The organism is Flavobacterium lipolyticum (assembly GCF_020905335.1).
GTDB classification, from domain to species: Bacteria; Bacteroidota; Bacteroidia; order Flavobacteriales; family Flavobacteriaceae; genus Flavobacterium; species Flavobacterium lipolyticum.
Genome location: NZ_JAJJMN010000001.1, coordinates 1685669 through 1711928 on the forward strand (window position 1 = coordinate 1685669; position 26260 = coordinate 1711928).

24 protein-coding genes are annotated in these 26260 nt (G+C 36.5%); 6 read left to right on the top strand and 18 right to left on the bottom strand.

From position 1 onward, the window contains the following. Positions 1–702 precede the first annotated feature (702 nt). The 3 genes from LNQ34_RS07480 to LNQ34_RS07490 all read left to right on the top strand — a co-directional run bounded on the left by LNQ34_RS07480 (position 703) and on the right by LNQ34_RS07490 (position 5338). Positions 703–1857, top strand: coding sequence for an alpha/beta hydrolase (locus tag LNQ34_RS07480; protein WP_202702753.1), 1155 nt, complete (start codon positions 703–705; stop codon positions 1855–1857). Then, positions 1857–3218 carry a DNA repair protein RadA gene (gene radA / locus LNQ34_RS07485; RefSeq protein ID WP_202702754.1) on the top strand — a complete coding sequence of 454 codons (1362 nt, stop codon included), beginning with the start codon at positions 1857–1859 and terminating at the stop codon, positions 3216–3218. Before LNQ34_RS07480 ends, radA begins: the two co-directional genes overlap by 1 nt. Positions 3219–3373: 155 nt before the next feature. Beyond that, a complete protein-coding gene (locus LNQ34_RS07490) occupies positions 3374–5338 on the top strand; it encodes a transglycosylase domain-containing protein (RefSeq protein WP_229999102.1) in 1965 nt (654 codons plus the stop codon). A 149-nt stretch (positions 5339–5487) separates the two neighbouring features. Here the strand turns inward: LNQ34_RS07490 and LNQ34_RS07495 are convergent, their stop codons facing one another. The 3 genes from LNQ34_RS07495 to LNQ34_RS07505 form a co-directional block, all read right to left on the bottom strand. After that, positions 5488–6525 (bottom strand): NADP(H)-dependent aldo-keto reductase, encoded by a 1038-nt coding sequence (locus LNQ34_RS07495; protein WP_229999103.1) that lies wholly within the window; start codon positions 6523–6525, stop codon positions 5488–5490. Positions 6526–6786: 261 nt separating this feature from the next. Next, positions 6787–7731: an OmpA family protein gene (locus tag LNQ34_RS07500; protein ID WP_202702757.1), complete on the bottom strand. Its 945-nt coding sequence runs from the start codon at positions 7729–7731 to the stop codon at positions 6787–6789. A 114-nt stretch (positions 7732–7845) separates the two neighbouring features. After that, entirely contained in the window at positions 7846–8607 is a 762-nt protein-coding gene (locus tag LNQ34_RS07505; RefSeq protein WP_202702758.1) for an exodeoxyribonuclease III, read from the bottom strand. Positions 8608–8726: 119 nt separating this feature from the next. Here LNQ34_RS07505 and LNQ34_RS07510 point away from each other — a divergent pair, with 119 nt between their 5' ends. Beyond that, the gene (locus tag LNQ34_RS07510; protein WP_070906348.1) at positions 8727–10529 is read left to right on the top strand and encodes a GNAT family N-acyltransferase; all 1803 of its coding nucleotides are present in this window, start codon (positions 8727–8729) and stop codon (positions 10527–10529) included. 64 nt (positions 10530–10593) lie between these two features. Here LNQ34_RS07510 and LNQ34_RS07515 read toward each other — a convergent pair whose 3' ends face one another. The 4 genes from LNQ34_RS07515 to LNQ34_RS07530 form a co-directional block, all read right to left on the bottom strand. Continuing rightward, a complete protein-coding gene (locus LNQ34_RS07515; RefSeq protein ID WP_017495912.1) occupies positions 10594–10869 on the bottom strand; it encodes a TM2 domain-containing protein in 276 nt (91 codons plus the stop codon). A 59-nt stretch (positions 10870–10928) separates the two neighbouring features. Then, complete coding sequence (locus LNQ34_RS07520; protein WP_229999104.1) at positions 10929–11393, bottom strand: DUF2752 domain-containing protein; 465 nt, start codon at positions 11391–11393, stop codon at positions 10929–10931. Beyond that, positions 11368–11751 carry a DUF4234 domain-containing protein gene (locus LNQ34_RS07525; RefSeq protein ID WP_229999105.1) on the bottom strand — a complete coding sequence of 128 codons (384 nt, stop codon included), beginning with the start codon at positions 11749–11751 and terminating at the stop codon, positions 11368–11370. The genes LNQ34_RS07520 and LNQ34_RS07525 overlap by 26 nt, the downstream gene beginning before the upstream one ends. A gap of 180 nt (positions 11752–11931) precedes the next feature. Continuing rightward, entirely contained in the window at positions 11932–12879 is a 948-nt protein-coding gene (locus LNQ34_RS07530; protein ID WP_229999106.1) for a 2-hydroxyacid dehydrogenase, read from the bottom strand. Positions 12880–13212: 333 nt separating this feature from the next. Here LNQ34_RS07530 and LNQ34_RS07535 point away from each other — a divergent pair, with 333 nt between their 5' ends. Both LNQ34_RS07535 and nhaA read left to right on the top strand, forming a co-directional pair. Further along, complete coding sequence (locus tag LNQ34_RS07535; RefSeq protein WP_017495908.1) at positions 13213–13902, top strand: alpha/beta hydrolase; 690 nt, start codon at positions 13213–13215, stop codon at positions 13900–13902. Between the two features lie 163 nt (positions 13903–14065). Then, positions 14066–15211 carry a Na+/H+ antiporter NhaA gene (gene nhaA / locus LNQ34_RS07540; RefSeq protein WP_202702761.1) on the top strand — a complete coding sequence of 382 codons (1146 nt, stop codon included), beginning with the start codon at positions 14066–14068 and terminating at the stop codon, positions 15209–15211. Between the two features lie 105 nt (positions 15212–15316). Here the strand turns inward: nhaA and proC are convergent, their stop codons facing one another. The 11 genes from proC to LNQ34_RS07595 form a co-directional block, all read right to left on the bottom strand. Then, on the bottom strand, positions 15317–16093 hold the full coding sequence (proC, locus tag LNQ34_RS07545; protein WP_202702762.1) for a pyrroline-5-carboxylate reductase: 777 nt from the start codon (positions 16091–16093) through the stop codon (positions 15317–15319). A 99-nt stretch (positions 16094–16192) separates the two neighbouring features. Then, positions 16193–17542 (bottom strand): magnesium transporter, encoded by a 1350-nt coding sequence (mgtE, locus tag LNQ34_RS07550; protein WP_017495905.1) that lies wholly within the window; start codon positions 17540–17542, stop codon positions 16193–16195. After that, positions 17526–18311, bottom strand: a complete 786-nt coding sequence (rsmA, locus tag LNQ34_RS07555) for a 16S rRNA (adenine(1518)-N(6)/adenine(1519)-N(6))-dimethyltransferase RsmA (protein WP_017495904.1) — start codon at positions 18309–18311, stop codon at positions 17526–17528. Before rsmA ends, mgtE begins: the two co-directional genes overlap by 17 nt. 82 nt (positions 18312–18393) lie before the next feature. Further along, entirely contained in the window at positions 18394–18870 is a 477-nt protein-coding gene (locus tag LNQ34_RS07560; protein WP_229999107.1) for a nucleotidyl transferase AbiEii/AbiGii toxin family protein, read from the bottom strand. 1 nt (position 18871) lies between these two features. Beyond that, a complete protein-coding gene (locus LNQ34_RS07565) occupies positions 18872–19057 on the bottom strand; it encodes a hypothetical protein (protein ID WP_017495903.1) in 186 nt (61 codons plus the stop codon). Between the two features lie 77 nt (positions 19058–19134). After that, entirely contained in the window at positions 19135–19446 is a 312-nt protein-coding gene (locus LNQ34_RS07570; RefSeq protein ID WP_202702764.1) for a DUF4286 family protein, read from the bottom strand. 135 nt (positions 19447–19581) lie between these two features. Beyond that, complete coding sequence (locus tag LNQ34_RS07575; protein WP_202702765.1) at positions 19582–21363, bottom strand: tetratricopeptide repeat protein; 1782 nt, start codon at positions 21361–21363, stop codon at positions 19582–19584. 116 nt (positions 21364–21479) lie between these two features. Then, positions 21480–22304: a prolipoprotein diacylglyceryl transferase gene (gene lgt / locus LNQ34_RS07580; RefSeq protein WP_202702766.1), complete on the bottom strand. Its 825-nt coding sequence runs from the start codon at positions 22302–22304 to the stop codon at positions 21480–21482. Positions 22305–22414: 110 nt separating this feature from the next. Then, a complete protein-coding gene (gene serS / locus LNQ34_RS07585) occupies positions 22415–23686 on the bottom strand; it encodes a serine--tRNA ligase (protein ID WP_202702767.1) in 1272 nt (423 codons plus the stop codon). Positions 23687–23847: 161 nt separating this feature from the next. After that, positions 23848–25275 (bottom strand): T9SS type A sorting domain-containing protein, encoded by a 1428-nt coding sequence (locus tag LNQ34_RS07590; RefSeq protein ID WP_229999108.1) that lies wholly within the window; start codon positions 25273–25275, stop codon positions 23848–23850. Positions 25276–25479: 204 nt separating this feature from the next. Continuing rightward, entirely contained in the window at positions 25480–26022 is a 543-nt protein-coding gene (locus tag LNQ34_RS07595) for a DMP19 family protein (protein WP_202704217.1), read from the bottom strand. Positions 26023–26260 lie beyond the last annotated feature (238 nt).

Here is a 26260-nt window from a genome sequence, read left to right on the forward strand (position 1 = left end):
TAATTTGTAGGTCTGTCAAATATATTTATTGAGTTAGTCTCTTAGTTGCTGTTAATTTTAAACCTGTAATTATTTGAATCTCCTAGTTCTTGACGTTGTATTTTTGTACCTGATTAAAAATCGACCCACAAAAAACAGAATTATGTTATTGTAAGTACATAACTCAAAAAACCATTTAAGTCAGCACTAGTAAACAAAAAATGAAATATGGCATAATCTACTCAGTGAAAACACTTAACACACTATTAAAGAGCAAAATCAATAGAAAAATTAAGTTCCTTATCATTTGGTAAATTTCATTTCATTTTACATAAATTTAACCCGATTTTACTTATACAAGGTGCGTTAATTAATAAGTGGTATATAATTAGTTATATGTGGTCAATTGACGTGACAAGTGTTTTTTTTATAAAAACTTCATGAAGTTTTCCTTTATCTCGTCCTTAAAAAAGTTTACCTGTTTTTACCCTTTTGTACAAGCCTATCCAAGGATAATACAACGTAATTTTTCCTCTCATTATGCTTTGTTTATTGAAATTGCTACACAATTAGTTCTAACTTTAAAAAACAAATCACCATAAAATACTTACAATTCCCCATGAAGAAAGTCTTCATTTTTTTAAAAGATAGAATATCTTAAATGCATATATTTGTTAACCATTAAAATGTCCCAAACTTTTAATAGATCAAAATTCACAACTCATGAAAAAAGTTTACCTACTTATTACTTTTATTTCAATTTCTGTCTTCTCGCAGAAAAAATTTGACAACATTAAATCCGAAAAGCTCGGAGAAGAACGAAGAATAACCATTGGACTTCCGGAATCTTACGAAGCCAATCCCGATAAAAAATATCCCGTTTTATACCTACTGGATGGTGATTATTTATTCGATCCTTTTTCCGGTGCCGTAAGTTATGGTACCTATTGGGGAGACTTACCTGAGATGATCATTATTGGTGTCCATCAAAACAAAAACGACGAACGCGAAGACGATACTACTATTGATCAAAATACCGGGCTGCCATTTGAAAAAGGAGCCAACTTTTTTGAATTTGTGGGTGCCGAATTGGTTCCTTATATTGAGAAAAAATACCGCACATCGCCTTTCAGGATTATCGCCGGTCATGACGTAACCGCCAGCTTCATCAATTTTTACCTTTACAAAGAGCAGCCTCTTTTTAATGCCTATATTGCTTTTAGTCCGGAACTGGCGAATAAAATGGAAATTAGAATACCTGAGAAACTTGCCAAAGTCACAGAACCTGTATTCTATTATCTTTCTGCAGCCGATGGTGACAATAAAAAACTCAAAGAACCAATCGAAAAATTAGACAGCAATATTAAAATCGCTAATAATCCATTAGTAAGTTACAAATACGATTTATTTAAAGGCACCACCCACTATACTCAGGTTTTACATGCAATACCTAGTGCCTTATATCAAATTTTCGATGTTTACAAGCCTATCAATTCTTCCGAATACAATAATAAAATTGCCGTTCTGGAAACCGGATATGCTGATTATTTAGAAAACAAATACAATACGATGTCTAAAGTTCTGGGAGTTCAGATTCCGGTAAGAATGAGTGATTTTAAAGTAATTGAAAATCTTATTCTAAAAAAGAATGCTTATGATGAATTAGGCAAGATGGCTGAAATTGGAAATGTAAATTATCCAAAAGCCATGTTGGGAGAATATGAATTGGGATTGATGTACGAAAAAATGGGAGATCCTAAAAGAGCTTCTAAAAAATACCAAAATGCTTCTCAAATGGAGCCCATTGGTGATTTGAATAAAGATTTGATGTACGAGAAAATGGACCAGATGAATGCATTAGCAAAAACCACCAAATAATGTCAAAAGTTAAAACTTCCTTTTTTTGCCAGAACTGCGGAACTCAATATGCCAAATGGCAAGGGCAATGCAATGCCTGCAAAGAATGGAATACTATTGCCGAAGAAATTATCCAGAAGCAGGAAAAGGTAGCCTGGAAAAGCGAACCTACTTCAAACGGTAAAGCGCCGCGTCCTTTAAAAATTAACGAAATTGATTCGGCACAGGAAATTCGAATGAATACTACTGATGGTGAATTAAACCGTGTTTTGGGAGGCGGAATTGTTCCCGGATCCTTAACGCTTTTAGGAGGTGAACCGGGTATTGGAAAAAGTACACTTTTGCTTCAGATTTCACTTAAACTACCTTACAAAACCTTATACGTTTCCGGCGAGGAAAGTCAGAAGCAAATCAAAATGCGCGCAGAGAGAATCACTCCTAACAGTGACAATTGCTACATTTTGACGGAAACCAAAACACAGAATATCTTCAAACAAATTGAAGCCATACAGCCTGAAATTGTAATTATCGATTCGATTCAGACTTTACATACCGATTATATTGAATCTACTGCAGGAAGTATTTCTCAAATCCGAGAAACCACTGCCGAACTCATCAAATTTGCCAAAGAAACTAATATTCCGGTTATCCTGATCGGACATATCACAAAAGACGGAAATATTGCAGGCCCTAAGATCCTCGAACACATGGTCGATACAGTCTTACAGTTTGAAGGTGATCGCAATCATGTGTACCGAATTTTACGTTCGTTAAAAAACCGTTTTGGTTCTACTGCCGAACTTGGAATTTACGAAATGCTGGGCAGTGGTTTACGCGAAGTATCTAACCCTTCTGAAATTCTGATCTCCCATAAAGACGAAGAATTATCAGGAACAGCAATTGCGACCACACTTGAAGGCATGCGTCCTTTGATGATCGAAATACAATCCTTAGTCAGTACCGCAGTTTACGGAACTCCGCAAAGAAGCACAACGGGCTATAATGCTAAAAGGCTAAACATGATTCTGGCGGTTCTCGAAAAAAGAGCCGGATTTCGTTTAGGGGCCAAAGATGTCTTTTTGAACGTTACAGGTGGAATTTCTGTTGACGATCCTGCGATTGATTTAGCTGTTGTTGCTGCAATTTTATCTTCCAACGAAGATATTCCGGTAACCAAAGGTTTCTGCTTTGCCGGAGAGGTTGGACTTTCGGGTGAAATTCGCCCGGTAAATCGTGTTGACCAACGTATTCAGGAAGCTGAAAAACTTGGATTCACCACTATCTTTGTATCCAAATACAATAAAATTGCTTTAAAGGATACTGGAATCAAAATTGAGCTTGTGGCTAAAATTGAAGATGTAGCAGGGATTTTATTTGGATAATTCGTTTTTTCGCCACGAATTACACCAATTAAACACGAACTTTTATTTAAATTTAGTACAAGTTCAAATTTGTTCGTGTTACTCTGATTCGAGAAATTAGCGGCTGAAAAACTGTTCATTTTGCGAATAAGTGCACTTTTTATGAAATTAACTTTATGAAATTCTCAAAACAAAAAATATACAAAGTACTCTTCATACTTGCATTAGTATTGGTAGTGTTTTTTTTAGGGTTTTACTTTTTTCGCGATTCACTTCTAAAACAAGCTATCGCCAAAGTAACCCACAAAATGAACACGGAATACAACAGTACATTTTCCGTAAAATCGGCTTCATTTGACGGTTTGTCCGGCATAAAATTAACCAACGTGATTTTGGTTCCTAAAAATGCCGACACGCTTTGCCATATTCAAAAAATAGAAACCAGTATCAGTCTTGCTAATTTATTGATTGGTGATGTACAAATTGGAACTTTAAAAATCAACAACGGTTACATTCAGTTGGTCAAAAAAGGAAATATTCGCAATTTTGATGCATTCTTAAAAAAAGATAAATCAGATTCGGATAAAAATGAAAAGCGCAAATATGCCACCTTTGCTTATCGCATCATTTCGAAACTATTAAATCTGGTTCCGACCGATATGAAGCTCGAGAATTTGACTTTCAGAATCGATGACAATGGCAAAAAAACGTCTGTAGCCATCAACAAACTGGTTCTAAATAACAAGCAGCTTGAAACCAATCTTCATGTTCAAAGCAAAAATTTTGATCAGCGCTGGAACATCAAAGGCTTTGCCGATCCGAGAAATAAAAAAGCCGATATTCGTTTTTTTAATCTGGATACCGGAGCCATTCGTGTTCCGTACTTAGACGAACGCTACAACTTAAAAGCGAGCTTTGATTCGATTCGCCTGAATGTTCAGAATATTGAAAAAGACGGCAGTGAATTACACCTTGATGGTTATACTTCAATCACTAATTTAAAAATCAATCATCCAAAAATTGCAAGCAAAGATGTCATAATCAAAAATGCCCGTTTTGATTATCGTTTCTTACTTGGAGATAGTTTTATTTCGATTGACAGCACTTCAAGCATGCAGTTGAATAAAATCAAACTGCATCCTTATGTTTCTTATAACACGGAGAAAGATACCGTTTATACTTTAAAAGTAAACATTCCGAAAATGCAGGCACAAGATTTTATTGTTTCTCTGCCCGAAGGTTTGTTTACCCATTTTGAAGGAATGGAAGCTGCCGGAAATTTTGATTATAAGCTCGATTTTAAATTCAATAAAAACAAACCGAATGCTTTGGTTTTTGACAGTAAACTCAATAAAGAAGGTTTGAAAATCACGAAATACGGCGAAGCTGATCTTAACAAATTAAATGGCGAATTTGTTTACCGAGCTATTATTCAAAATGTACTACAGCGACCAATTTTAGTAGGGAATGCAAATCCAAACTACACGCCTTTAGATCAGATTTCACCTTATTTGCGAAAATGTGTTCTGACGACTGAAGATCCGTCCTTCTTTTCGCATCGTGGTTTTATCAATGAGGCTTTTAAACAATCTATCCTAAAAAACATCAGAACGAAAAAATTCTCACGCGGCGCGAGCACCATCAGCATGCAGTTGATTAAAAACGTTTTCCTCACCAGAGAAAAAACGCTTTCGCGCAAACTCGAAGAAATTTTACTGGTATATATTTTAGAGAACAATCGCGTTGTAAGCAAAGAAAGAATGCTGGAAGTTTATTTCAACATCATCGAATGGGGACCTAATGTGTACGGGATTGGAGAAGCAAGTCATTTTTACTTCCAGAAAAGCCCCGCTAATTTAAATGTTGATGAATGCCTGTACTTAGCGACAATTATTCCAAAACCCAGAAAATTCATGTATCAGTTTAATGATCAAGGTAATTTAAGGGATTATGCATTGAAAAATCAAAAATTCCTGAAGAATTTAATGTTCCGAAGAGGTTTGTTGGTTCCTGAAGATACTCTTGGACAATTACCCGTTTACATTTCGGGAAATGCGCGTTCCTTGATCAGAATTAAAGCTCCGGATTCTACAGCGGTGAAGAATGATTCTTTGGCTATTGCCGATGAGTTTGATTTGTAATTACTGCATAAGCGAAGTTTAACCGCAAGGTTCGCTAAGATTTACGCAAAGCACACAAAGATTTTTTATTATAAGTTAAAATCTTTGTGTGCTTTTTCTATTATCCATCTTAATTAAAACCTTGCGAACCTTGCGGTTAAATACTATTTTTAAGGAGCCGGATCAGGAATTATGGCCTGGACAGCATTAATTTCGGCTATAATTTCTTCTGACAGCACTACATCAATGGTATCGATATTTTCCTTTAGCTGCTCCATAGTCGTGGCACCAATAATAGCACTTGTTAAAAATGGTTGCTGCAACACAAATCCCATTGCTAATTCAGTTAAGGTTAAACCATGTTTAATCGCGATTTCCTGATATAACTTTGTGGCCTGTGTACTTTGTGCACTGTTGTAACGTGTATATTGCGGAAAAAGATTGATTCTGGCATTTGGATGCGCTTCTCCGGTTAAAAATTTACCCGTCAAAACTCCAAAAGCCAAAGGAGAATAAGCCAACAAGCCCACATTTTCATACTTTGAAACTTCGGCAGAACCTACTTCAAAAAGACGATTCAGCAAACTGTACGGATTCTGAACTGTTTTAATCCTTGGAAGGTTCTGGTATTTGCTTTCTTCTAAAAAGCGCATCATTCCCCAGGCGTTTTCATTCGAAACTCCAATATGTTTTATTTTACCTTCTTTAATTAAGCCATCAAATGTTTCTAGTACTTCTCTGAAGTTATCTTCCCAAACATCATCGTGACCGTTAAAAGCGCGCTGTCCAAAACAATTGGTTTTTCGCTCTGGCCAATGCAGCTGATACAAATCGATATAATCGGTTTGCAGACGTCTTAAACTGTTCTCTAAAGCATATTTGATGCTCGCTGGTGAGAAATCACCTTTTTCACGCATGTATGTGAACGCAGGATTCGGGCCAGCTATTTTAGTAGCCAATACCACTTTGTCACGATTTCCCGATTTCTTGAACCAGGTTCCTATAATTTTCTCTGTACTTCCGTAAGTTTCTTCACGTGCTGGAACGGAATACATTTCGGCTGTATCAAAAAAATTAACGCCTCTCTCCAATGCGTAATCCATTTGCTGATGCCCTTCGGCTTCTGTATTCTGTTGCCCGAAAGTCATCGTTCCGAGATTGATTTTACTAACTTTTATGTCGGTATGGGGTAAAGTGGTGTATTTCATATTTTTTAAGTTGCTAAGTCCCTAAGGAGCTAAGGTTCTAAGTTTTTCTTTAAAATTCTAATAATTCAAAGATACGATGCTATTTCTCAAATAGAAATTTGACAAAAGTTAAAAAAATTACAAGATTTTTTCCAAAACTTCTGAAATATTAAATTGGGGGATTATAAGTTCTTACCCTTCTAACTAAAAAAAGGTCCAAAGCAAAACTTTGAACCTTTTCCTAAAAACCTTAGAAGCTTAACTCCTTAAAACCTTAGCACCTTAATTTATACTATTAAGCATTTCCGCAATCTCGTCTAATCTTGGTGTTAAAATGATCTCGATACGGCGGTTTTTTGCTTTTCCTTCCGGAGTAGCATTGCTTGCCAGCGGAGAAAATTCGCTACGACCCGCTGCCGTTAATTTTTGCTTATTGATTTTAGTATTTTCGCTTAAAATATTTACAATGGCGGTGGCTCTTTTGGTAGACAAATCCCAGTTGTTGGCAATCGGTCCTGAACCTGCGTACGGATCATCATCGGTATGCCCTTCAATTAGAACCGAAAGATCCGGATTATCGCCCAAAACTTTTCCAAGTTCCACTACAGCTTTTCTACCTTCGGTACCAACGGCCCAGCTTCCTGAATTAAAAAGCAGTTTGTTTTCCATCGAAACATATACTTTTCCGTTTTTCTGTTCTACCGTCAGCCCTTTTCCTTCAAAACCGTTTAATGCTTTAGACAGCGTCTCTTTCAATTTACGCATTGCCTCTTCTTTTGCGGCAATCATCGCTTCGAGTTCGTTCAGACGATTTGCTGTTTTATCTAAACGAGCCTGTTCATCAGCCAATTTTTTAGATTTCGCTTCCAGTTGTGCCAAAAGTTCACGGTTTTTAGCCATATTACTTTCTAAAGCATCGTTGCTGTTTTTCTCTAACGCATTGTAAGAGTCCTGAAGTACTTTGTATTTTTTCTGTTGAGCAGCCAGATCTGCTTTTTGTTTTTCAAGATCCGCTTTAGTTGCATTTAAATCTTTTGTTAAAGCGTCACGATCCAGTTCTAACTGATTTTTTGATTTCTGTAAACTCTCGTTTTCATCAGCAATTGCACGGTTTTCTTTTTTCAGATCTGAATATTTGGTTTCAAGATCGTTGTAAATTTTCTTGGATACGCATGAGGTCATAGTCATTGCTACAACCAATAATCCGACAGAGGCCTTTTTAATCATTTTTTGTTTTATTTGGAGGGTATTAATAATCGTATAATGTCAAAACTCAATACCAATGACAGCGTCAATGTTTAAATTTAAACTGCAATTCATTCAACAATAACAATACCACTTTTACTCGATTTCGACTAAAACAGGACAATGGTCTGAATGAACGGCATCCGGAAGAATTACGGCTCTTTTTAACCTATGCTCCATAACATTACTCACCAGATTGTAATCGATACGCCAGCCTTTGTTGTTTCCTCGGGCTCCTGCACGGTAACTCCACCAGGAATAATGATGCGGTTCTTTATTAAAATGACGGAAACTGTCGATAAAACCTGATTTCATAAATCCGTCAAGCCAGGCACGTTCTGCTGGTAAAAATCCTGAAACCGTTTTATTTCGAACCGGATCGTGAATATCAATCGCTTCATGGCAAATGTTGTAATCCCCACAAATAATCAGATTCGGAATCGTCAATTTTAATTCGTTAATATAAGTTTGAAAATCGTCCATAAACATAAATTTATGATCCAGTCTTTCAATATTAGTTCCTGAAGGCAGGTACAAACTCATTACAGAGCAATCGTCAAAATCGGCACGAAGGTTACGCCCTTCAAAATCCATATGCTGAATTCCGGTTCCGTACACCACATTATTGGGTTTTGTTTTAGATAAGATAGCAACACCACTATATCCTTTTTTTGTTGCCGGATAATAATATTGATAGGGATAACCTGCTGCGGTAATCTCCTCAACCGGAATCTGTTCTTCAGTAGCTTTTATTTCCTGAAGACAAATCACATCTGGATTAGCTTGTTGTAGCCATTCAATAAAACCTTTGGTTATTGCAGCACGTATTCCATTTACATTATAAGAAATAATTTTCATCAGTGTTTTTTTTAGGATTTCAAATGTAATAAAAAAGTGGAAAGTTTGCATTTGAAACAGCGAAAAGTAGAGTTTTTTGTTATCTTTGTTCGCTGCTCTTAATAAATTAAAAATAGTACATGGGTTTAGTTACCGCGAAAGAAGTTGCAAAAGCGATAAATGTTGATAAGTACGGAGTTTTGGGTACTTTTTCGGGCTGGCTTCTTATGAAAGTCCTTAAAATATCTACTCTTAATAAAATTTACGATCATAATAAACATTTAGAGGATGTTGCATTTCTAAACGGGATTTTGGATGAGATGGAAATCAAATTTGAAATTCCCGAAGAAGATTTAAAACGTTTACCGAAAGATGGTGCTTATATTACCATTTCAAATCACCCTCTTGGGGGAATTGATGGTATTTTACTTTTAAAATTAATGCTTGAAAGAGAACCTAATTTTAAAATCATTGCCAACTTTTTACTACATAGAATTGTTCCGTTAAAAAAATACATCATGCCTGTCAATCCTTTTGAAAATCATAAGGATGCCAAATCAAGTGTGGTGGGTATTAAAGAAACTTTACGCCATTTAAGTGACGGAAAACCGTTGGGAATTTTCCCTGCAGGGGAAGTTTCGACTTACAAGGATGGAAAATTAGTCGTGGATAAACCATGGGAAGAAGGCGCTTTGAAGTTAATCCGAAAAGCCAAAGTTCCGGTAATCCCTATTTACTTCCATGCCAAAAACAGTAAGTTGTTTTATTGGCTTTCTAAGATTGACGATACTTTACGTACAGCAAAATTACCTTCGGAGCTGCTTACGCAAAAAGACCGTGTGATTAAAGTTCGTATCGGAAAACCAATCTCGGTGAACGAACAAAATGAAATCGAATCATTTGAAGAATATTCAGAATTTTTAAGAAAGAAAACCTATATGCTGGCCAATCCTTTTGAGAAAGACAGCAAATTATTAGACACCGCAAGCCTAAAGATTCCGAAAGCACCTAAAAAAATTGCAACTCCGGCAAATGAGTCAAAAATGATTGACGAGGTTTGTGCGTTAAGAAACAGTGACTGCAGGCTGCTGCAGAGTAAAAACTACGAAGTATTTTTTGCGCGTGCAAAATCAATTCCGAATATCTTACACGAAATTGGTCGTTTACGTGAAATTACTTTCCGTGAAGTGGGCGAAGGAACTAACGAATCTATTGACTTAGACGAATACGACCAGTATTATCACCATATGTTTTTGTGGGATGATGACACCAAAAAAATAGCTGGTGCTTATCGCATGGGATTAGGTTCTGAAATCTATCCAAAACATGGTATTGAAGGTTTTTATCTGACTGATCTTTTCAGGTTCGAACCGGAATTGCATGATATGATGCACAAATCAATTGAAATGGGGCGTGCTTTTATCATCAAAGAATACCAGCAAAAACCAATGCCTTTGTTCTTGTTGTGGAAAGGAATTATTCACACCACCTTACGTTATCCGGAACATAAATATTTGCTTGGTGGTGTAAGTATCAGCAATCAGTTTTCTGACTTCTCTAAATCGTTAATGATTGAGTTTATGAAGTCTAACTATTATGATCCGTATATCGCACAGTATATTCACCCGAAGAAAGCTTATAAAGTAAAACTTAAAGACGCTGATAAAGATTTTATCTTTGACGAAGCCGAGTCTGACTTGAACAAGTTTGACAAGATTATCGATGAACTGGAACCAGGAAATTTACGTTTACCTGTTTTAATCAAGAAGTACATCAAGCAAAATGCCCGCGTAGTCGCTTTTAACGTCGATCCTTTGTTCAATAATGCCGTAGACGGTTTAATGTATATCAGAATAGCAGATATTCCTGAAAGCACGATGAAACCAGTTATTGAAGAATTTCAAATAGAATTAGAACGCAAATTATCGGAGAAAGAAGATTAATTGCATCATCATACAAACAAAAAATCCCATCGTAAAATGGGATTTTTTTATGCTTTAAAACGACTTAAAACCAGCCTTTTTGACCAACCTGATAGGTTTGATAAAATTCTTCGTCTGATCTGGTGAGATAAATTATTCCTTCGATCACACCTATTATACCACCTATTCCGAAAATAAATCCGAGAATAAGTTGAATAACCCCTTCTTTATTGTATCCTAAATAAAACTTATGAATACCCAGCGCACCTAATAAAATTGCCAGGATTCCTGCAACTACTTTTTTATTCTCCTCCCGATGAACCGGAGGATTATTCCAATGTTCTGTTTTACTGTTTTCCATTTTTATAGTGTTTTTTTAGTTATTCTAAATTCAACTTTAAGCGGATGATATTCTTAGACTTAAAACCAAATGGACTGATGTAAAATATCATCAAAAGAGCTTTCTCTGATAAAAAGAACCAAGCGTATCAAATGATAAAAGGCTAAAAAACAAGCCATATTGTAGGCTAATTTTCTATTGTACAGAAGTCCTGTAAAATATTCTTTTTTAGTAATAATTTCGGTGGTCAGTATAATGATGGTAAGCCAGCAAAATACAATTACAAACGGCCCCAGAATATGGTAACTAAGCGACTTGTAGATATCGCCTTCATAAAAATAAACTAATGATTTAGTAATCCCGCAACCCGGACAAGGGAAACCGGTTACCATTTTAAAAGGACAAAACGACTGATCTGTCTCCAGATGGTCGTTATGGTTGTCGAGCATTAAAAAAAACGGAATTATCAGTGTAATTGCTGCACCGATAATTCCGTAAATTTTACGTTTTATTCTACTATTATTTGTATAATCTGTTGATATCACCTTGTACAATCATTGCTGCTGCCATAGGAAAAAAGAACCCTAAAACAATTAATAAAGTTGACTGGTCTTTTTGAAGCTCTCCAGTTCTTTGATACACTTTTGGCAACGCTTCTTTACCAGCTAAATAATAAAAATAAATATTTACCGGCATACAGCATCCTGCAAAGATTGCAACTGGCTGAGAGACAACCTCTTTTCCTGCTACGGCATTAAAAACCTCAGATACTTTAATATTCCAATAAATCAAGTACAATCCGCAAGTTAAAAAACTAAAAAGCAACACCATTATTGGATCTACTTTGAATACCGGAATTTGGTCATTAAAATTATTTGACGTTTCTTTAAAATCGTTTTCCATTTTTTACTAGTTAAAATTAATTGGTTATGTCCTACTCTTGGGATTTTCGGTTACTCCTTATTTAGAAACAATATTATTAAAAAATAATCTTAAAAACTAATTATAACCCAAAAACTCTACAGAAAAAACTCGTTATTTAATTGTAAAAAGGAAGCTGAATTTCAATCTCACCCTACAAGACTATCTATTAAAGACCACTTTTATCTTATCGGCTATCACCTGAGCCAGTCGTTTATGACTTTCGAATGTCCAGCCGGCAATATGAGGCGTCAGTAAAACATTTTTAGACTCCATTAAATATCGCAAGGCTTCCGGCGTACTTTCTTCCTGAAATAAGGTTTCGAAAGATAATTTCTCATACTCCAAAACATCCAGACCCGCGCCTAGAATCTTTTTAGTTTTCATCGCCTCTACTAAATCTGCTGTGACAATGTTTTTACCGCGTGAGGTATTTATAATCCAAAAGGGTTTTGAAAAAGCATTTATAAAACTTTGATCCACCATTTTATCCGTCTCAGGAGTCCACGGGAGATGAAGACTCAGCACATCGCTTTTTTGCTGTAGCTCAGCTAATGACACCTGTCTCGCATTTTGATCTCCTACATTATCCAGAATATCGTAACACAACACTTCCGTTTCAAAGCCGCGAAGTTTTTTCGCAAATGCTTTTCCCATATTTCCGTAACCAATGATCCCCACTGTTTTACCATCCAATTCATGACCGCGGTTACTTTCCCGATTCCAATGTCCTGATTTCACTTCGGCATCTGCCTGATTGAGATTATTAAACAAGGACAAAATCACTCCCAGCGAATGTTCTGCAACTGCATTACGATTTCCTTCCGGCGCGGCAATTAAATGAATTCCTTTTGTTTCGGCATACTCGCAGTCAATACTTTCCAGGCCAGCCCCTACACGAGCAATAAATTTTAAGTTACTTGCCTGATCTAAAAAGGTCTTGTCAATTTTAAAACGGCTTCGGATCACAATTCCGTTGTAGTTTGCAATTTTCGCTTCAATTTCTTCTTTTGAAGATTTAAAATCTGCATGGTTTTCAAAACCTGCATCTTCCAATTGTTGCCATAAAACCGGATGATTGCTATCAATATGAAGAATTTTTATACTCATTGTACTCTATTTTATAAAACAAAAATACAGCTTATTCTTTATTTAAATTTCCCGTTTCAACTATTAGCTTCCGGAGTTCACAGAGATGTAAAGAAAAAAGGTCTTAAAAAAATGGACTGTAATAGCTTCCCGGTTTCCTGGCAAGAACATTATCCCCTGAAGTTAAAACAGTTACAAATTAAAGTTCTCTATATCTTAACATTAACGAATTATTTAATTTCATATATTTATGCATAGATTTTTACTTCGGAGGACAACTCGCCCCATTTTGCTACATCACATATTGAATTTTAAATTAAAGATTTTATTTTAATCAATTAAACAACAGTAATTATGGCAACAAAAGATTTAACCATTATTTTGGTTCACGGTGCTTGGGGAGATGGTTCACATTGGCAACATGTAATTCCGGGACTAGTAAAAGAAGGGTATAAAGTGCGAAGCGTTCAAAACCCTTTGACTTCTTTACAAGATGACATCAATAAAACTCAGGATCTAATTGATGCTCAGGAAGGAAAAGTGCTTCTGGTAGGACATTCTTATGGAGGAGCAGTAATTTCGGGTGCCGGACATCATGATAAAGTGGTAGGCTTAGTTTACATTGCAGCATTTGCTCCTGATGCAGGAGATAGCCTGGGAGCTCTTTTAGGTCGTAGACCAGGATCGGGCGGAGCCAGTATTTATCCTGACCCAAAAGGTTTTCTATGGATTAAATATGACGAGTTTCATGACGCATTTGCTCAGGATTTAGACCATAAAGAAACACTGGTCTTATCACTGGCCCAAAAACCGATACACGGACAATGTTTTGGAGACATCGCAGGTGAACCGGCATGGAAAAACAAACCAAGCTGGTATCAAATTTCCAACTTCGACAATATGATTCCACCGGAAACAGAAAAAGAAATGGCGGAGCGAATAAACCCCAAAAAAATCATTCGTCTCGATGCAGGACATGCCTCTCTCGCATCACACCCCAAAGAAGTGACAGCCTTAATTTTAGAAGCAGCTGCTACATTCTAAAAAACACTCCGAACCGCTAACTATTAGCGGTTTTTTTTATTTAATACCGCAACCGCATCCCGCAACGCGATACACCTGAATTTTTTATTCGTTCATTTTTTTTTAACTTTGAAAATATATGCCTCCAAAAAATCCCTTCTAAATTCACTGAACTTTTATAAAAATGAAATTAACAAAAACTTTTAAAGCCTTCTTCAACAATGAAAAATCAGGAGGACTACTCCTGCTTTTTGTCACCATCATATCGCTTTATCTTGCCAATTCATCTTATCAAACGGAATATATTGCTTTCTGGGAAAAAGACCTCAACGGACATTCAATTACACACTGGATTAATGATGGTTTAATGGCTATTTTCTTTTTGTTAATTGGCTTAGAATTAGAAAGAGAGATTTATCATGGTGAATTGTCCAATATTAAAAATGCATCTTTACCTATCATGGCTGCCTTAGGAGGCATGCTAGTGCCTGCCGGTATTTTTCTGATTTTAAATTTTGGAACAGCAACTCAAAACGGAGCAGGAATCCCAATGGCAACCGACATCGCTTTTGCTATTGGAATCTTATCTCTCTTAGGAAAAAAAGTTCCTTCGTCGCTAAAAGTTTTTTTAACTGCCTTAGCTGTTATAGATGATTTGGGAGCCATAATCGTTATTGCTATATTTTATACAACCTCAATCGCATTTATAAATCTTGCAATTGCGTTGGGAATCTGGGTTTTCTTGTTTGTTTTGAATCGTTTGAAAGTTCACAACCTTATCCCGTATCTTATCGGAGGTGTTGTAATGTGGTATTTCATGCTAAACTCAGGTGTTCATGCTACCATCACGGGAGTTATTCTAGCTTTTGTAATTCCATTTGGAAGTGGCGATGAAAATTCTGTTTCTTATAAATTGCAGCATTTTCTACACAAACCGGTTGCTTTTTTTATTCTGCCTTTGTTTGCTGTTGCGAATACCTGTATCGCTATTCAGTCGGACTGGCATGAAGGTTTGAATCACCCTAATACATTTGGAATTATCCTGGGGCTCGTAGTAGGGAAACCTTTAGGAATTTTACTTTTCTCGGCTATTGGTGTAAGTCTTGGATTGTGCAGCTTGCCTAAAAACTTAAAATGGGCTCATATACTAGGTGCCGGAATGCTGGGCGGAATTGGTTTTACCATGTCCATCTTCATCACTATTCTGGCTTTCAAAGATCCTGAAATTATTGTTTTCTCGAAGATCGCTATTCTGATTGCCTCTGTGCTTTCAGGTCTTTTTGGATTATTCTATCTAAAGTTTACTTTGTCGAAGAAAAAGAAGGCCTAGTTTTTCATAAAACAATTAATTCTACAAAACTCTAAAAAACACAAAATCCAAATTCCAATGTATCAACACCTGGAATTTGGATTTTTAAAATAATATCGTTTATAACTATCCTTTGATTTGCTTCAAAGAGGTCTTAATTCCTTTGATTAGCGATGAGCTGAAACCATTATGCTCCATTTCATTCAAACCTACAATTGTACAACCCTGAGGCGTCGTTACACGGTCGATTAATTGTTCGGGGTGTACTTGTTCCTCCAGTAACATTTTTGCCGCTCCTTTGACCGTTTGAGCAGCGATAGCCAAAGCCGTATTAGAATCAAATCCAATTTCGATTCCGGCCTGCATAGAAGCGCGAATATATCTTAAGGCATAGGCTGTTCCGCATGCGCCAAGAACGGTTGCTGCATCCATTAATTTTTCGTCAATTACCGGAGCAGTCCCCAAATCCTGAAACAAATCAACAATTGGTAATGCTTTTTCTCTGTCTTGTTCAGGAAAAGAAATACAGGTTGCCGATTCACCAAACTGCGCAGCAATATTGGGCATAATTCTAACTACTGCAAATTCATTATTGGTTTTAGACTGAAGCATGTCCAGAGACAATCCACTTACAGCCGAGGCAATTGTTTTTCCTTTAATAACAGGCAAAATCTCTGCTAAAACAGTGTCTACCTGATAGGGTTTTATGGTTAAAATAACCACATCAGCTTCCTGAATAGTATGTTTATTATCTGATGAAACCGTAATTCCATACTCTGATAAATACTGAATACTGGCGGTGTTTCTTCTTGTAACGGTAACCTGATTATTTTTAGAGAATTTAGCAATTCCCAAGGCAATAGAAACCCCGAGGTTTCCGCCTCCTATAATGTGTACTTTCATTGCTTTTATTTGGCTGGTTAATAGCGAATTATTGGGTTACAAATTACGCCGATTTTAGAGATCAATAATCACTCTTATCTATTAATTTGTTGCAAAAACTTAGAATCCAAGAATAAGTTTGGCTACTCCGAAGTAGAGCATAATACCAAATACGTCATTGGTTGTGGTGATAAAAGGTCCTGTTGCAATAGCGGGATCGATTTTATTTTTATGTAAAAACAACGGCACTAAAGTTCCCAGAGTCGCTGCAAACAAAATTACTACAATCATCGAAATTGAAATGGCCATTCCTACCAGGTATTGTTGGTACATAATGGAATGATATCCCAGTAAAAGTAATGAAATAATAGTTCCCGAAATCATCGAAACGGTTATCTCCTTGCTAAAATATCCTCTGCTGAATTCTTTTAATGTTCCGTTTGCCAAACCCTGCACAACGATTGCCGAAGCCTGAACTCCAATGTTACCTGCTGTCGCAGAAAGCAACGGCACAAAAATAATCAGAGTTGAATATTTCTGAAAAGTGGCTTCGTTACCCTTTAGTACAAATGATGCCACAATTTCGATTACCATTCCAATTAAAAGCCATGGCAAACGTGCCTTGGTCAATTCCAGAACACTATCGTTAGATTCAACGTCTTGTGTAATACCCGCTGCCAACTGATAATCTTTATCAGCTTCGTCCTTAATTACGTCTACGATATCATCGATAGTAATTCTTCCTGCCAAACGGCCTAACTCGTCTACCACCGGAATTGCTTCTAAGTCATACTTCTGCATGATACGGGCAACTTCAACATCTTCGGTATCAACATTTACAAAATTTAACTTTCTGATGTAAATATCTCCGATCTGTGTTTTGGTAGAAGTGGTCAATAAATCTTTAAGAGACAGCCTGCCTTTCAAACGATTCTCATCGTCAACGACATAAATTGAATGTACTCTGGAAACATTCTCGGCCTGAATACGCATTTCTTTGACACAGGTAAGAACATTCCAGTTTTCATTAACTTTCACCAGCTCTTTTCCCATCAAACCTCCGGCAGTATTCTCGTCGTAACGCAATAATTCGACAATGTCTTTAGCATGCTCAACGTCGTTTAACTCAGAGATTACCTCTGCTTTAATGTCCTGCGAAAGTTCGGCAATAATATCGGCCGCATCATTAGTTTCCAGCTCATCAAGCTCTTCTGCAATCTCTTTAGGCGACAGACGGCTTAAGATGTTTTCACGAAGATCATCTTCTAGTTCCAGAAGAATCTCGGCCGTTTTATCACTATCTAAAACCTTAAAAATATAGGTAGCATCGTCGAAATCCAGCTCGTCCAGAATTTCGGCTATATCAGCATGGTGCAAATCATTAAGTAAAATTTCAAGTTCCTTGTCATTTTTCTTAACAATGTGCTCTTCTAATTGTTGGATTAAGTCTTTGCTAACTTTGAACTCCATCGGCTTCTATTTTTTGAGTCAGTTCAATAAATTCTTCTACGCTAAGCTGTTCAGGACGTTTATCAAAGATAGTGTCTTCTCGCAACTTATCAGTTAAATTTAATGTTTTCAAACTGTTACGTAATGTTTTTCGTCTTTGCTGAAAAGCCGTTTTCACTACTGTGAAAAACAATTTTTCTCCACAAGGAAGACTATAATCTTCCTTTCGGGTCATTCTCATCACACCCGACTTCACCTTGGGCGGAGGAATAAAGACGTTTTCATCTACTGTAAACAGGTACTCTGTAGTATAGAAAGCCTGGGCCAGAACGGATAAGATTCCGTAAGCCTTTGATCCTTTTTTCTCGCAGATTCGTTCTGCAACTTCTTTTTGAAACATCCCCGAAAATTCCGGAATCTGATGTTTAAATTCTAAAGTTCTAAAAACAATCTGTGTTGAAATATTATAAGGGAAGTTTCCGATAATAGCAAATTGCTTGTTCTCGTAAACCTCATTAATATTGTACTTCAGGAAATCCTGAGAAATAATGTTATCTTTTAATTTTGGATAATTTTCACCTAAATACGCCACCGATTCTGTGTCGATCTCGATCACGTGTGTATTAATTGGTTTGTCAAGCAAATACTTAGTCAACACACCCATCCCCGGCCCTATCTCTAAAACCTCATCATATCCGTTCAGGCTTAAGGTATCTGCAATTGCTTTGGCGATACTTTCATCCTTTAAAAAGTGTTGTCCTAAATGTTTTTTAGCTTTTACTTTTTCCATTCTCTTTTCTAGATTCTTAGATTGTCAGACTCCCTAGATTGTTAGATTATTAAAATATCGAATACTCTAACAATCAAATCATCTACTTCTTATTTATTTCACGAAGCTGCTGAATATCGAGTAAATCTTTAGCTCTGTTCGCTTTAATCTTACTTGTAATCAGGTCTTCCAGTGATAAAACATTCCATTTTAAAAATGTTTTATCACTAACCGTTGTTTCTTCACTATCCCTATAAGCCTCATCAAAAGTTTTATTTACCGAAAATCTGGTAATTAACTCCAAATCTAAGTCTGTAGGCGAAAATTTAACGGATATATTCTGTTCTTGTCTTTTCACATTATCAGGAAAATCATCAATTTCATACCCCATATCGTTAAAAACAAGAATCAGTCTTTTAAAATTCTCTGCTGTTGTCTCGATCCAAAAATCAACATCTGCTGAATGTCGCTGATAACCATGAAAATTAACCGCTCCTCCACCTACCATAAGCATACGAACCTGATGTTTATTGGCTAAAGTGATAAATTCATCAATGTTTTGATTCCACAATTTTGACATCCTATTTTGGTTTAATCACAATGAGAAAATTATCTTTATTCTTATCCTCTTTATTCTTAATCGGAAACCTGCTTACCTGTTCCATCAAACGAAAAAAAGCGTAAACTCTTTCGGTTTTAGACAACTTCAGGAAATCTTCCTGTTGCTGTTTGTTGCTTTCTTCTTTTGTTTGAAACCGAATCTCCATCTTTTCTTAGATTGTTAGACTGTTAGATCGTTAGATTGTTGGATTATTCGAAACATCTAATAATCCAACAATCTCTTTTAATGTTCCGAAATCACTTCCAGCTCTGTTCTGAAAGAAAGCATTTTATCAGCAAATAATTCCAACGCTTCTCTATGAAATGCCGGTTCGTCTTCGATATAATAACGTTCTAACGTTTCTTTGCTGTCTGTAACATATTGAACAGAATAGGTAATCCCACCCATTTCTTCCTCAATCATCACTCTGACAATTCTTGCCGAAGAAAACTTTTGTGTGGCCAGAATTTCCGGTATATGTTTCTCTTGCATCCACTTTAACCATCGCTCCTGAACGCTCTCGTGTATATTGGTAGTAACGTTGTAAATAATCATTTTTTCTTTCTAGATTGTTAGACTTCTTAGACTTCTTAGAATGTTAGATTAATGCTTATTAAACTTAGATGCTGAGATATTTTGAGATCTAAACAATCTAAGTGATCTAAAATCTAAGAAGTCTAATGAGCTAAATTATAAATTCTTGTCTCCTCTTAACTCCCGGTATTTTTTTCTGGCATCAACAAAGTAAATACTGTCCTGATGATTAAAAATTACCTTCTCATATAAAGGCTTTGCCTTTTCTGCATTATGCAATTCGTCGTTGTAAATTTCTGCAGAGAAAAACAAGGCTTCGTCGATATAAATTCCGTCACCATGATAGTCAATAATCTGCTGGTACTGCGCCAAAGCTGAGGTGTAATCCTTCAGGCTTTCGTAAATTTTACCTAAACGCAACATTGTAACAGCTTCAATTTCCTGCCCTTTAAACGTTTTCAATATCCCTTGAAACTGAGCTATTGCTTCCTGCTTTTTATTCTGATACATCAAAAAATCACCTTTGGCAAACTGCTTCAAAGCGGTTTGTGTTGAATCGGCAACTGTATTGTCGTTGATCAGTAAAAAATACTCGAGTGCATCATTGGCAATTAATTGCGTATTTGCCGCCTTCAATTCTTTAAACTGTTTCAAAGCCCACTCGAAATCACCTTTGTAATAACTTGTTTTGGCGGCTTTCAAACTCGCTTCATGCGCCATTACATCATTCTTCAAATCCAATTGAATTTGCGAATAATAAATAAGTGCCTGATTGAACTTCTCTTCTAAAAGCAGAATGTCTGCCAGTTCCATTTTCGCATCTGCCTGCTGATAGGCATTCAGATTTAATTCCAGCGCTTTTTTAATAATATCCTTACCTTCTTCTGTCTTTTTGAGACTAAATGCCAGGAAATGTGCCTGAATTATTTGCAAAGATAAGGTAAAAGGAGTTATTTCATAGGTTATGAGCAATTGTTGTAGTTCGGAATTGATTAATGGATACTCTTTTTCCTGCGCTTTATCGATTTTTATCTGCATCAAAGACGAATTTGTCTGAATGAGTAAATCACGATCTTTAGTCGTCTGAAGAATAAAATTAAAAATTTCCTCTGCTGTGTCAGTGTCATCTTCATTTAACGCAAATTGTCCCAGATTAACAATGCTTGAGAGTGATTCCGGGTCGCGTTTGTAAATTGCTTTTTCCTGAATAAAGGCTTTACCGAATTCTTTCTGCTGTACATAAAACCAACTCAGATAATGATTCCAAAACACATCCTGATCTTTTTGTGTTCTCAGAATCAAAGCTTTTCGCATCGCATCTTTAAAAGCGGTATTATCCGTTTCACCGTTCATGAAACGAGACAGCTGTGTCTGTATTAAATTTGCGTTCTGTGGATTTTTGTACGATTCTGTCAGCAGAAGATCAATCATCTGGTCCGTCTGCCCTAACTGTCCGTACAACATTCCGATTTGAAAATTGAAATTATAATTCGGCTGAATTGACATGGCGGTCTGATAGGCTCGTAATGCATACTCAAGCAATACTTTTTTCTCAAAAGAATTACCAACTCCGTAAACATCATTCGGATTGGTTTTAATCTTTTCGATCGCCTGTTCGTAGTAACTTTTGGCTTTCGCATCGTTTTTCTGCAGTTGGAAATTATACCCTAACTCTACTAAAAAAACGCCTTGTTTGTATTTGTTGTAACGATCCTGAATTACTTTCTGTGCAGTGTCAAACTGCTGCAACTGCTGATAACAGTCAATTGTTCTTAAAAAATATTGTGTATTGGACGGCGAACTGTTTAAAAGTTCTTCGTAACTGATTTTAGCTTTTTCAAAATCACCTTTATCGTAATAATACTGCGCAAGCTGTTCATTCTGTGAAAATGCAAAAGCAGACCAGAATAAGACGATATAGATGATGCTGTTTTTCATATTTTAGCTTTTTTTCAGTGTTCAGTGACAGTTTATAGTCACAGTTCTCGATCTCCGTTTGCAGTCGCAGTTTACATTATTCAACGTAGACCGAGACTGAGAACCGCGAATGAAAACTAAATAAGAACATTCTTCTTAGACTTCCAGACAATCAGTCCCAGACCTATCAAAATAAAAGGAATACTCAATATTTGCCCCATGTTAATAAGCATACTATTTTCGAAAGCTTCCTGATTTTCTTTGAAAAACTCAATTATAAATCGCGCCAGAAACAGTAACATCAGGAAATAGCCAAAGATCAAACCATCCGTTTTTCGTATCTTCTCTGATTTGTACATCATCAATAAAATCACAAAAATCAACAGGTAGGCAAAGGCTTCATACAGCTGTGTCGGGTGTCTTGGAATCAAATCATCTCTCTGAAAAACCACACCCCAGTTTCCATTGGTAGGTTTTCCGTAAATCTCAGAATTCATAAAATTTCCAAATCTGATAAAAGCTCCCGTTACCGGAACTCCAATTGCCATTTTATCTAAAAGCCACAGGAATTTTACTTTATACTTTCGGCAATATAAAACCATAGCGATTAGAACTCCTATTGAACCTCCATGACTAGCGAGCCCTTGGTATCCAACAAATTTATAAACTCCCGCAACTTTTTGTATGGGCAACAGAATCTCTATAGGATGCTGTAAAAAATAGGACGGTTCGTAAAAAAAACAATGTCCCAATCTCGCACCCAAAATGGTCCCGACGATCACATAAACCAATAAACTATCAAGATTATCGAGCGAAAGATTTTCTTTTTTGTAAATATTACGCACTATAGCGTAGCCCAGCAGTAATCCGCAGGCAAAAAAAGCGCCATAATATTTTAATGGAAAACTATCTGTAATCCAAAAAATAACGGGATCTGCGTCCCAATTTAAAATCCCTCCCATCTTCCTCTTTTTTTAGTATTCAGTCTCGGTTTACAGTATTCAGTCGCAGTCTCAATATTCAGTGCAATTCACTGGAAACTGAGGCTGCGACTGTAAACCTTATTTCAATCTTAATTTATAATATCAAATCCACAGTATGGACGTAATACTTCCGGTACTACGATTCCTTCCGGAGTTTGGTAATTTTCTAAAATTCCGGCCAAAACTCTTGGCAATGCCAATGAACTTCCGTTTAGGGTATGTGCCAATTGATTTTTTCCGTCTTTGTCTTTGAAACGCAATTTCAAACGGTTGGCCTGAAAAGTCTCAAAGTTAGAAACTGAGCTGATTTCTAACCAACGATCCTGTGCCGTTGAAAACACTTCAAAATCATAAGTCAAAGAAGATGTGAAGCCCATATCACCCCCACACAAACGTAAAACACGGTATGGTAATTTTAATTCTTTCAAAATGTCTTTTACGTGTTCGACCATTCCGTCTAATGCTTCATAAGACTTATCCGGGTGCTCCACACGTACAATTTCTACTTTGTCGAACTGGTGCAAACGATTCAATCCACGCACGTGAGCTCCGTAAGAACCTGCCTCACGACGGAAACATGGCGTATAAGCGGTATGCAAAACCGGCAAATCGCTCTCGTTTAAAATCACATCACGAAACAAATTCGTAACCGGAACCTCAGCGGTTGGAATCAAATACAAATCATCAACAGTTGAATGATACATTTGCCCTTCTTTGTCCGGTAATTGTCCTGTTCCATAACCTGAAGCTTCGTTTACCAAATGCGGTACCTGAACTTCGTTGTATCCGGCAGCAGTATTTTTGTCTAAAAAGTAATTGATCAAAGCACGCTGTAAACGGGCTCCTTTTCCTTTATAAACCGGAAACCCTGCTCCAGTAATTTTTACACCCAATTCAAAATCGATGATATCATACTTTTTCACCAACTCCCAGTGTGGTTGTGCTCCTTCGTGCAAAACCGGAATATCTCCTTCCTGAAAAACGTTCAGATTGTCATCCGGTGTTTTTCCTTCGGGAACAATATCAGCAGGAAGATTGGGTAAAGTGTATAATTTATTGGTTAATTCGGCAGCTAAAGCTTCTGCTTTTTCGCCCAATTCTTTGCTTTTTTCTTTTAAGGAAACTGTTTTCTCTTTCAAGATTGCGGCTTTCGATTTCTCGCCAGCTTTCATCAATTCCCCTATATCTTTGGACAATTTATTAGATTCGGATAAAGTGTTGTCTAATTCTACTTGTGTTGCGCGACGGTTTTCGTCTAATTGCACCACTTCTTCCACAACGCTTTTAGCATCGATATTTCGTTTTGCTAAAGCCTTGATTACTTTCTCCTGATTCTCTCTAATAAATGCGATTTGTAACATAGCTTGTTTTTTATAACTATTGTATTTTTTTTATAATGGAAGCAAATTTAAGGAAATGTTTCCTAAGATCATGACAAAGTTGGTTCTAAAGTTATTTCGAGGCTGTACCACAGAGATTCGCAGAGAAAACACAGAGATACGCAGAGATTACTCTTCACTCTTCACTCTTTAATCACCCTAAAACTTGCTGTTGAATTTGCCATAGTCACTTTAAGCACATAAAAACCAGCAGACAGGGTCGAGACGTCTATTTTTCCATCTGTACTTTTTCCTTTTAAAACAGAAACCGATTCGAAATTAAAAAACTCATAATCAAAGTTTTCGGCATTAAGGTCTTTTATCGAAATTACACTTGTTGCGGGATTCGGGAAAGCATATGGTTTTTTCGTAGTTGTATTTTCATGCGGAGTATTATTGCAGGCACTTTCCAACAATGCTGATAAATCTGTTTCATCATAAATCAGAGCATAATTGAGCTCTTTTACTTTTTGAAACAACTCGCAAGCCTTTTTGTATTTATGCTGCTCCAAATAAATAACCCCCAGATTCTTCATCGCGTACGAATTGTTTTTATCCGTTTCTAATGCTGCTTTTAAATCGGAGATTCCTTTATTTGATTCTCCTAATTTGTGATAGATTAAACCCCGGATGGTTCTTAAATCCCTGCCACCGTAAGCCGAATTTCTGCCTGCAATTGTATTTTCAGCTGCAAAAGCTTTTGCAACATTTTCCATCGCTTTCTCATAATTGCCTGTATCGCTGTACAATCTCGCGAGGCTCCATCTTGCATATGCGTGATCCGGTTTTACAGCTGCAATTTTCTCCAGATAAAAACACGCTAAATCGTATATCTTTCTTCGCTGGAGCAATGAAGCAAAATTATAGAGGATTCGTAAATCGTCCGGAGCACTTTTTATGGCCTTATGGTAATACTGGATCGCAAAACTATCCATTTCGAGTGATGCATAGACAAAGGCTAATCTGTCGTAAAGCTTGCTTCGAAACAAATCTTTCTTTTGTTCTAACGAATCGGCCAGAACGATACTTTTATTTTTAGGATCTTTATCAATCGAGTATTCGACTTTTTTTAAGTCCTCAAGTGCCAGCGTAATATTACCCAAACTAACACTTAACACACCGCGATTGTACAGATCATTCACTTTAGTGGGATTGTAATTTGTTTTGACATTGATTTCAGTAAGCAGTTTGAGGGCTTTTTTTACCGACTCTTCCTTGTCTTTACTGAAAGGCAGTTTGTGATCAATTCTGCTAACTAATTTCCCATGCGAAAAATTCCAGGTGACTAACTTTTCGCCTTCCTGATTGTACTGAAAACAGTCGGAATCTTTTAGCCCTTTTTCGTCGTAATAAAAAACTTCATTTAGGTTTCCGTTCGGATAATATGTTTTGGTACTGTCCGGATTTTTATCTGCTCCGTACCAAATTTGCACCGAAACTACCTGATCGTCGTAATAATAACGGGTAACATTATCAGTTGTATCTGTATTGTTCACCTGACCGGATAAAACTATCGGCAAGAACAGCAAGGCAAAAACCGCCTTTTTACAAATGGAAATTTGTTTTCTCAAGATTTTATTGATTAGACGGAAAATGTAATTTCAGGTAAAATTATTTGTTTTCTTTCAGGATGGATTAAAATCCATCCCAACAATATGTCTCGAGCCAAAGGCTCTTTTCGGTTAACTTTGTGAAGCTTTGTGAAAAACTCCGCGAATCTCTGTGACAAAACCCAACTAAAACCTCTGAACCTTTGCCCCTCTGAACCTAAAAAACTAAACTCTCTTAATCTCATGTCCCACAAATTCCTCCAAAGTCGCGAACATATCATCGACAGAAAGCACTTCGAAATCGGGATGATTTTTTAAAAAATCGGCATTTAGTCTCACCAGGTTTTCTTCTAATTCATAAAACGCATCGTTATTCAGTAAATCACGTATTGGGTTTACGCCTTCCAATTTTCCGCTTAAAAATTTATTGAGTTTTACACTGCTCATCAATCTCACTTTTTTGCTTTGCTGCTGAAACAATTCCAAGTGTTTTTCGGCACCAATTAAAGTCAGACCTTCTTCAATAAGTTCGTTTAATTCTTTGTTCCAACCTGATTTATAGACAAACTGAGCAAAATTCCCTTCTGTATATTGTGACCAATAGAAATCTAAATAATAACTCATCAAAGCATCTTCATGGATGAACTCATCATCGACCCCTTCTTCACGCATTAAATTGATTACCGAAATATTCGAGTGAATCACATCCTGCAGATTCTCACTGTTCATTGCCGTTTCAGAAACTATTATTCTGCCAAATTCTTCCATTTTGAATTTATTTAAGTGTGTTTGATGCAAATTTCGGATAAAATAAACAGAGAACAAAATCTATAATTTAAAGAAAAAGGAATTCAGATTAAAAGACTTAGAACCTAAACAAAAGCAAACGAACTACTTACCGGAAACATAAGATTAGCAGCTATTTTTCTCTTTAAAATCTAGGTAAAAACTTAATAAAAAACATACTTTTGCGCTCTTTTAATCAAAACAAATATTACTCCCACCA

Excerpts from the sequence above, each read along its gene's own strand:
- LNQ34_RS07480 (WP_202702753.1), top strand. The coding sequence starts at position 703 with ATGAAAAAAGTTTACCTACTTATTACTTTTATTTCAATTTCTGTCTTC.
- radA (WP_202702754.1), top strand. The coding sequence starts at position 1,857 with ATGTCAAAAGTTAAAACTTCCTTTTTTTGCCAGAACTGCGGAACTCAA.
- LNQ34_RS07490 (WP_229999102.1), top strand. The coding sequence starts at position 3,374 with ATGAAATTCTCAAAACAAAAAATATACAAAGTACTCTTCATACTTGCA.
- LNQ34_RS07495 (WP_229999103.1), bottom strand. The coding sequence starts at position 6,525 with ATGAAATACACCACTTTACCCCATACCGACATAAAAGTTAGTAAAATC.
- LNQ34_RS07500 (WP_202702757.1), bottom strand. The coding sequence starts at position 7,731 with ATGATTAAAAAGGCCTCTGTCGGATTATTGGTTGTAGCAATGACTATG.
- LNQ34_RS07505 (WP_202702758.1), bottom strand. The coding sequence starts at position 8,607 with ATGAAAATTATTTCTTATAATGTAAATGGAATACGTGCTGCAATAACC.
- LNQ34_RS07510 (WP_070906348.1), top strand. The coding sequence starts at position 8,727 with ATGGGTTTAGTTACCGCGAAAGAAGTTGCAAAAGCGATAAATGTTGAT.
- LNQ34_RS07515 (WP_017495912.1), bottom strand. The coding sequence starts at position 10,869 with ATGGAAAACAGTAAAACAGAACATTGGAATAATCCTCCGGTTCATCGG.
- LNQ34_RS07525 (WP_229999105.1), bottom strand. The coding sequence starts at position 11,751 with ATGGAAAACGATTTTAAAGAAACGTCAAATAATTTTAATGACCAAATT.
- LNQ34_RS07530 (WP_229999106.1), bottom strand. The coding sequence starts at position 12,879 with ATGAGTATAAAAATTCTTCATATTGATAGCAATCATCCGGTTTTATGG.
- LNQ34_RS07535 (WP_017495908.1), top strand. The coding sequence starts at position 13,213 with ATGGCAACAAAAGATTTAACCATTATTTTGGTTCACGGTGCTTGGGGA.
- nhaA (WP_202702761.1), top strand. The coding sequence starts at position 14,066 with ATGAAATTAACAAAAACTTTTAAAGCCTTCTTCAACAATGAAAAATCA.
- proC (WP_202702762.1), bottom strand. The coding sequence starts at position 16,093 with ATGAAAGTACACATTATAGGAGGCGGAAACCTCGGGGTTTCTATTGCC.
- mgtE (WP_017495905.1), bottom strand. The coding sequence starts at position 17,542 with ATGGAGTTCAAAGTTAGCAAAGACTTAATCCAACAATTAGAAGAGCAC.
- rsmA (WP_017495904.1), bottom strand. The coding sequence starts at position 18,311 with ATGGAAAAAGTAAAAGCTAAAAAACATTTAGGACAACACTTTTTAAAG.
- LNQ34_RS07560 (WP_229999107.1), bottom strand. The coding sequence starts at position 18,870 with ATGTCAAAATTGTGGAATCAAAACATTGATGAATTTATCACTTTAGCC.
- LNQ34_RS07565 (WP_017495903.1), bottom strand. The coding sequence starts at position 19,057 with ATGGAGATTCGGTTTCAAACAAAAGAAGAAAGCAACAAACAGCAACAG.
- LNQ34_RS07570 (WP_202702764.1), bottom strand. The coding sequence starts at position 19,446 with ATGATTATTTACAACGTTACTACCAATATACACGAGAGCGTTCAGGAG.
- LNQ34_RS07575 (WP_202702765.1), bottom strand. The coding sequence starts at position 21,363 with ATGAAAAACAGCATCATCTATATCGTCTTATTCTGGTCTGCTTTTGCA.
- lgt (WP_202702766.1), bottom strand. The coding sequence starts at position 22,304 with ATGGGAGGGATTTTAAATTGGGACGCAGATCCCGTTATTTTTTGGATT.
- serS (WP_202702767.1), bottom strand. The coding sequence starts at position 23,686 with ATGTTACAAATCGCATTTATTAGAGAGAATCAGGAGAAAGTAATCAAG.
- LNQ34_RS07595 (WP_202704217.1), bottom strand. The coding sequence starts at position 26,022 with ATGGAAGAATTTGGCAGAATAATAGTTTCTGAAACGGCAATGAACAGT.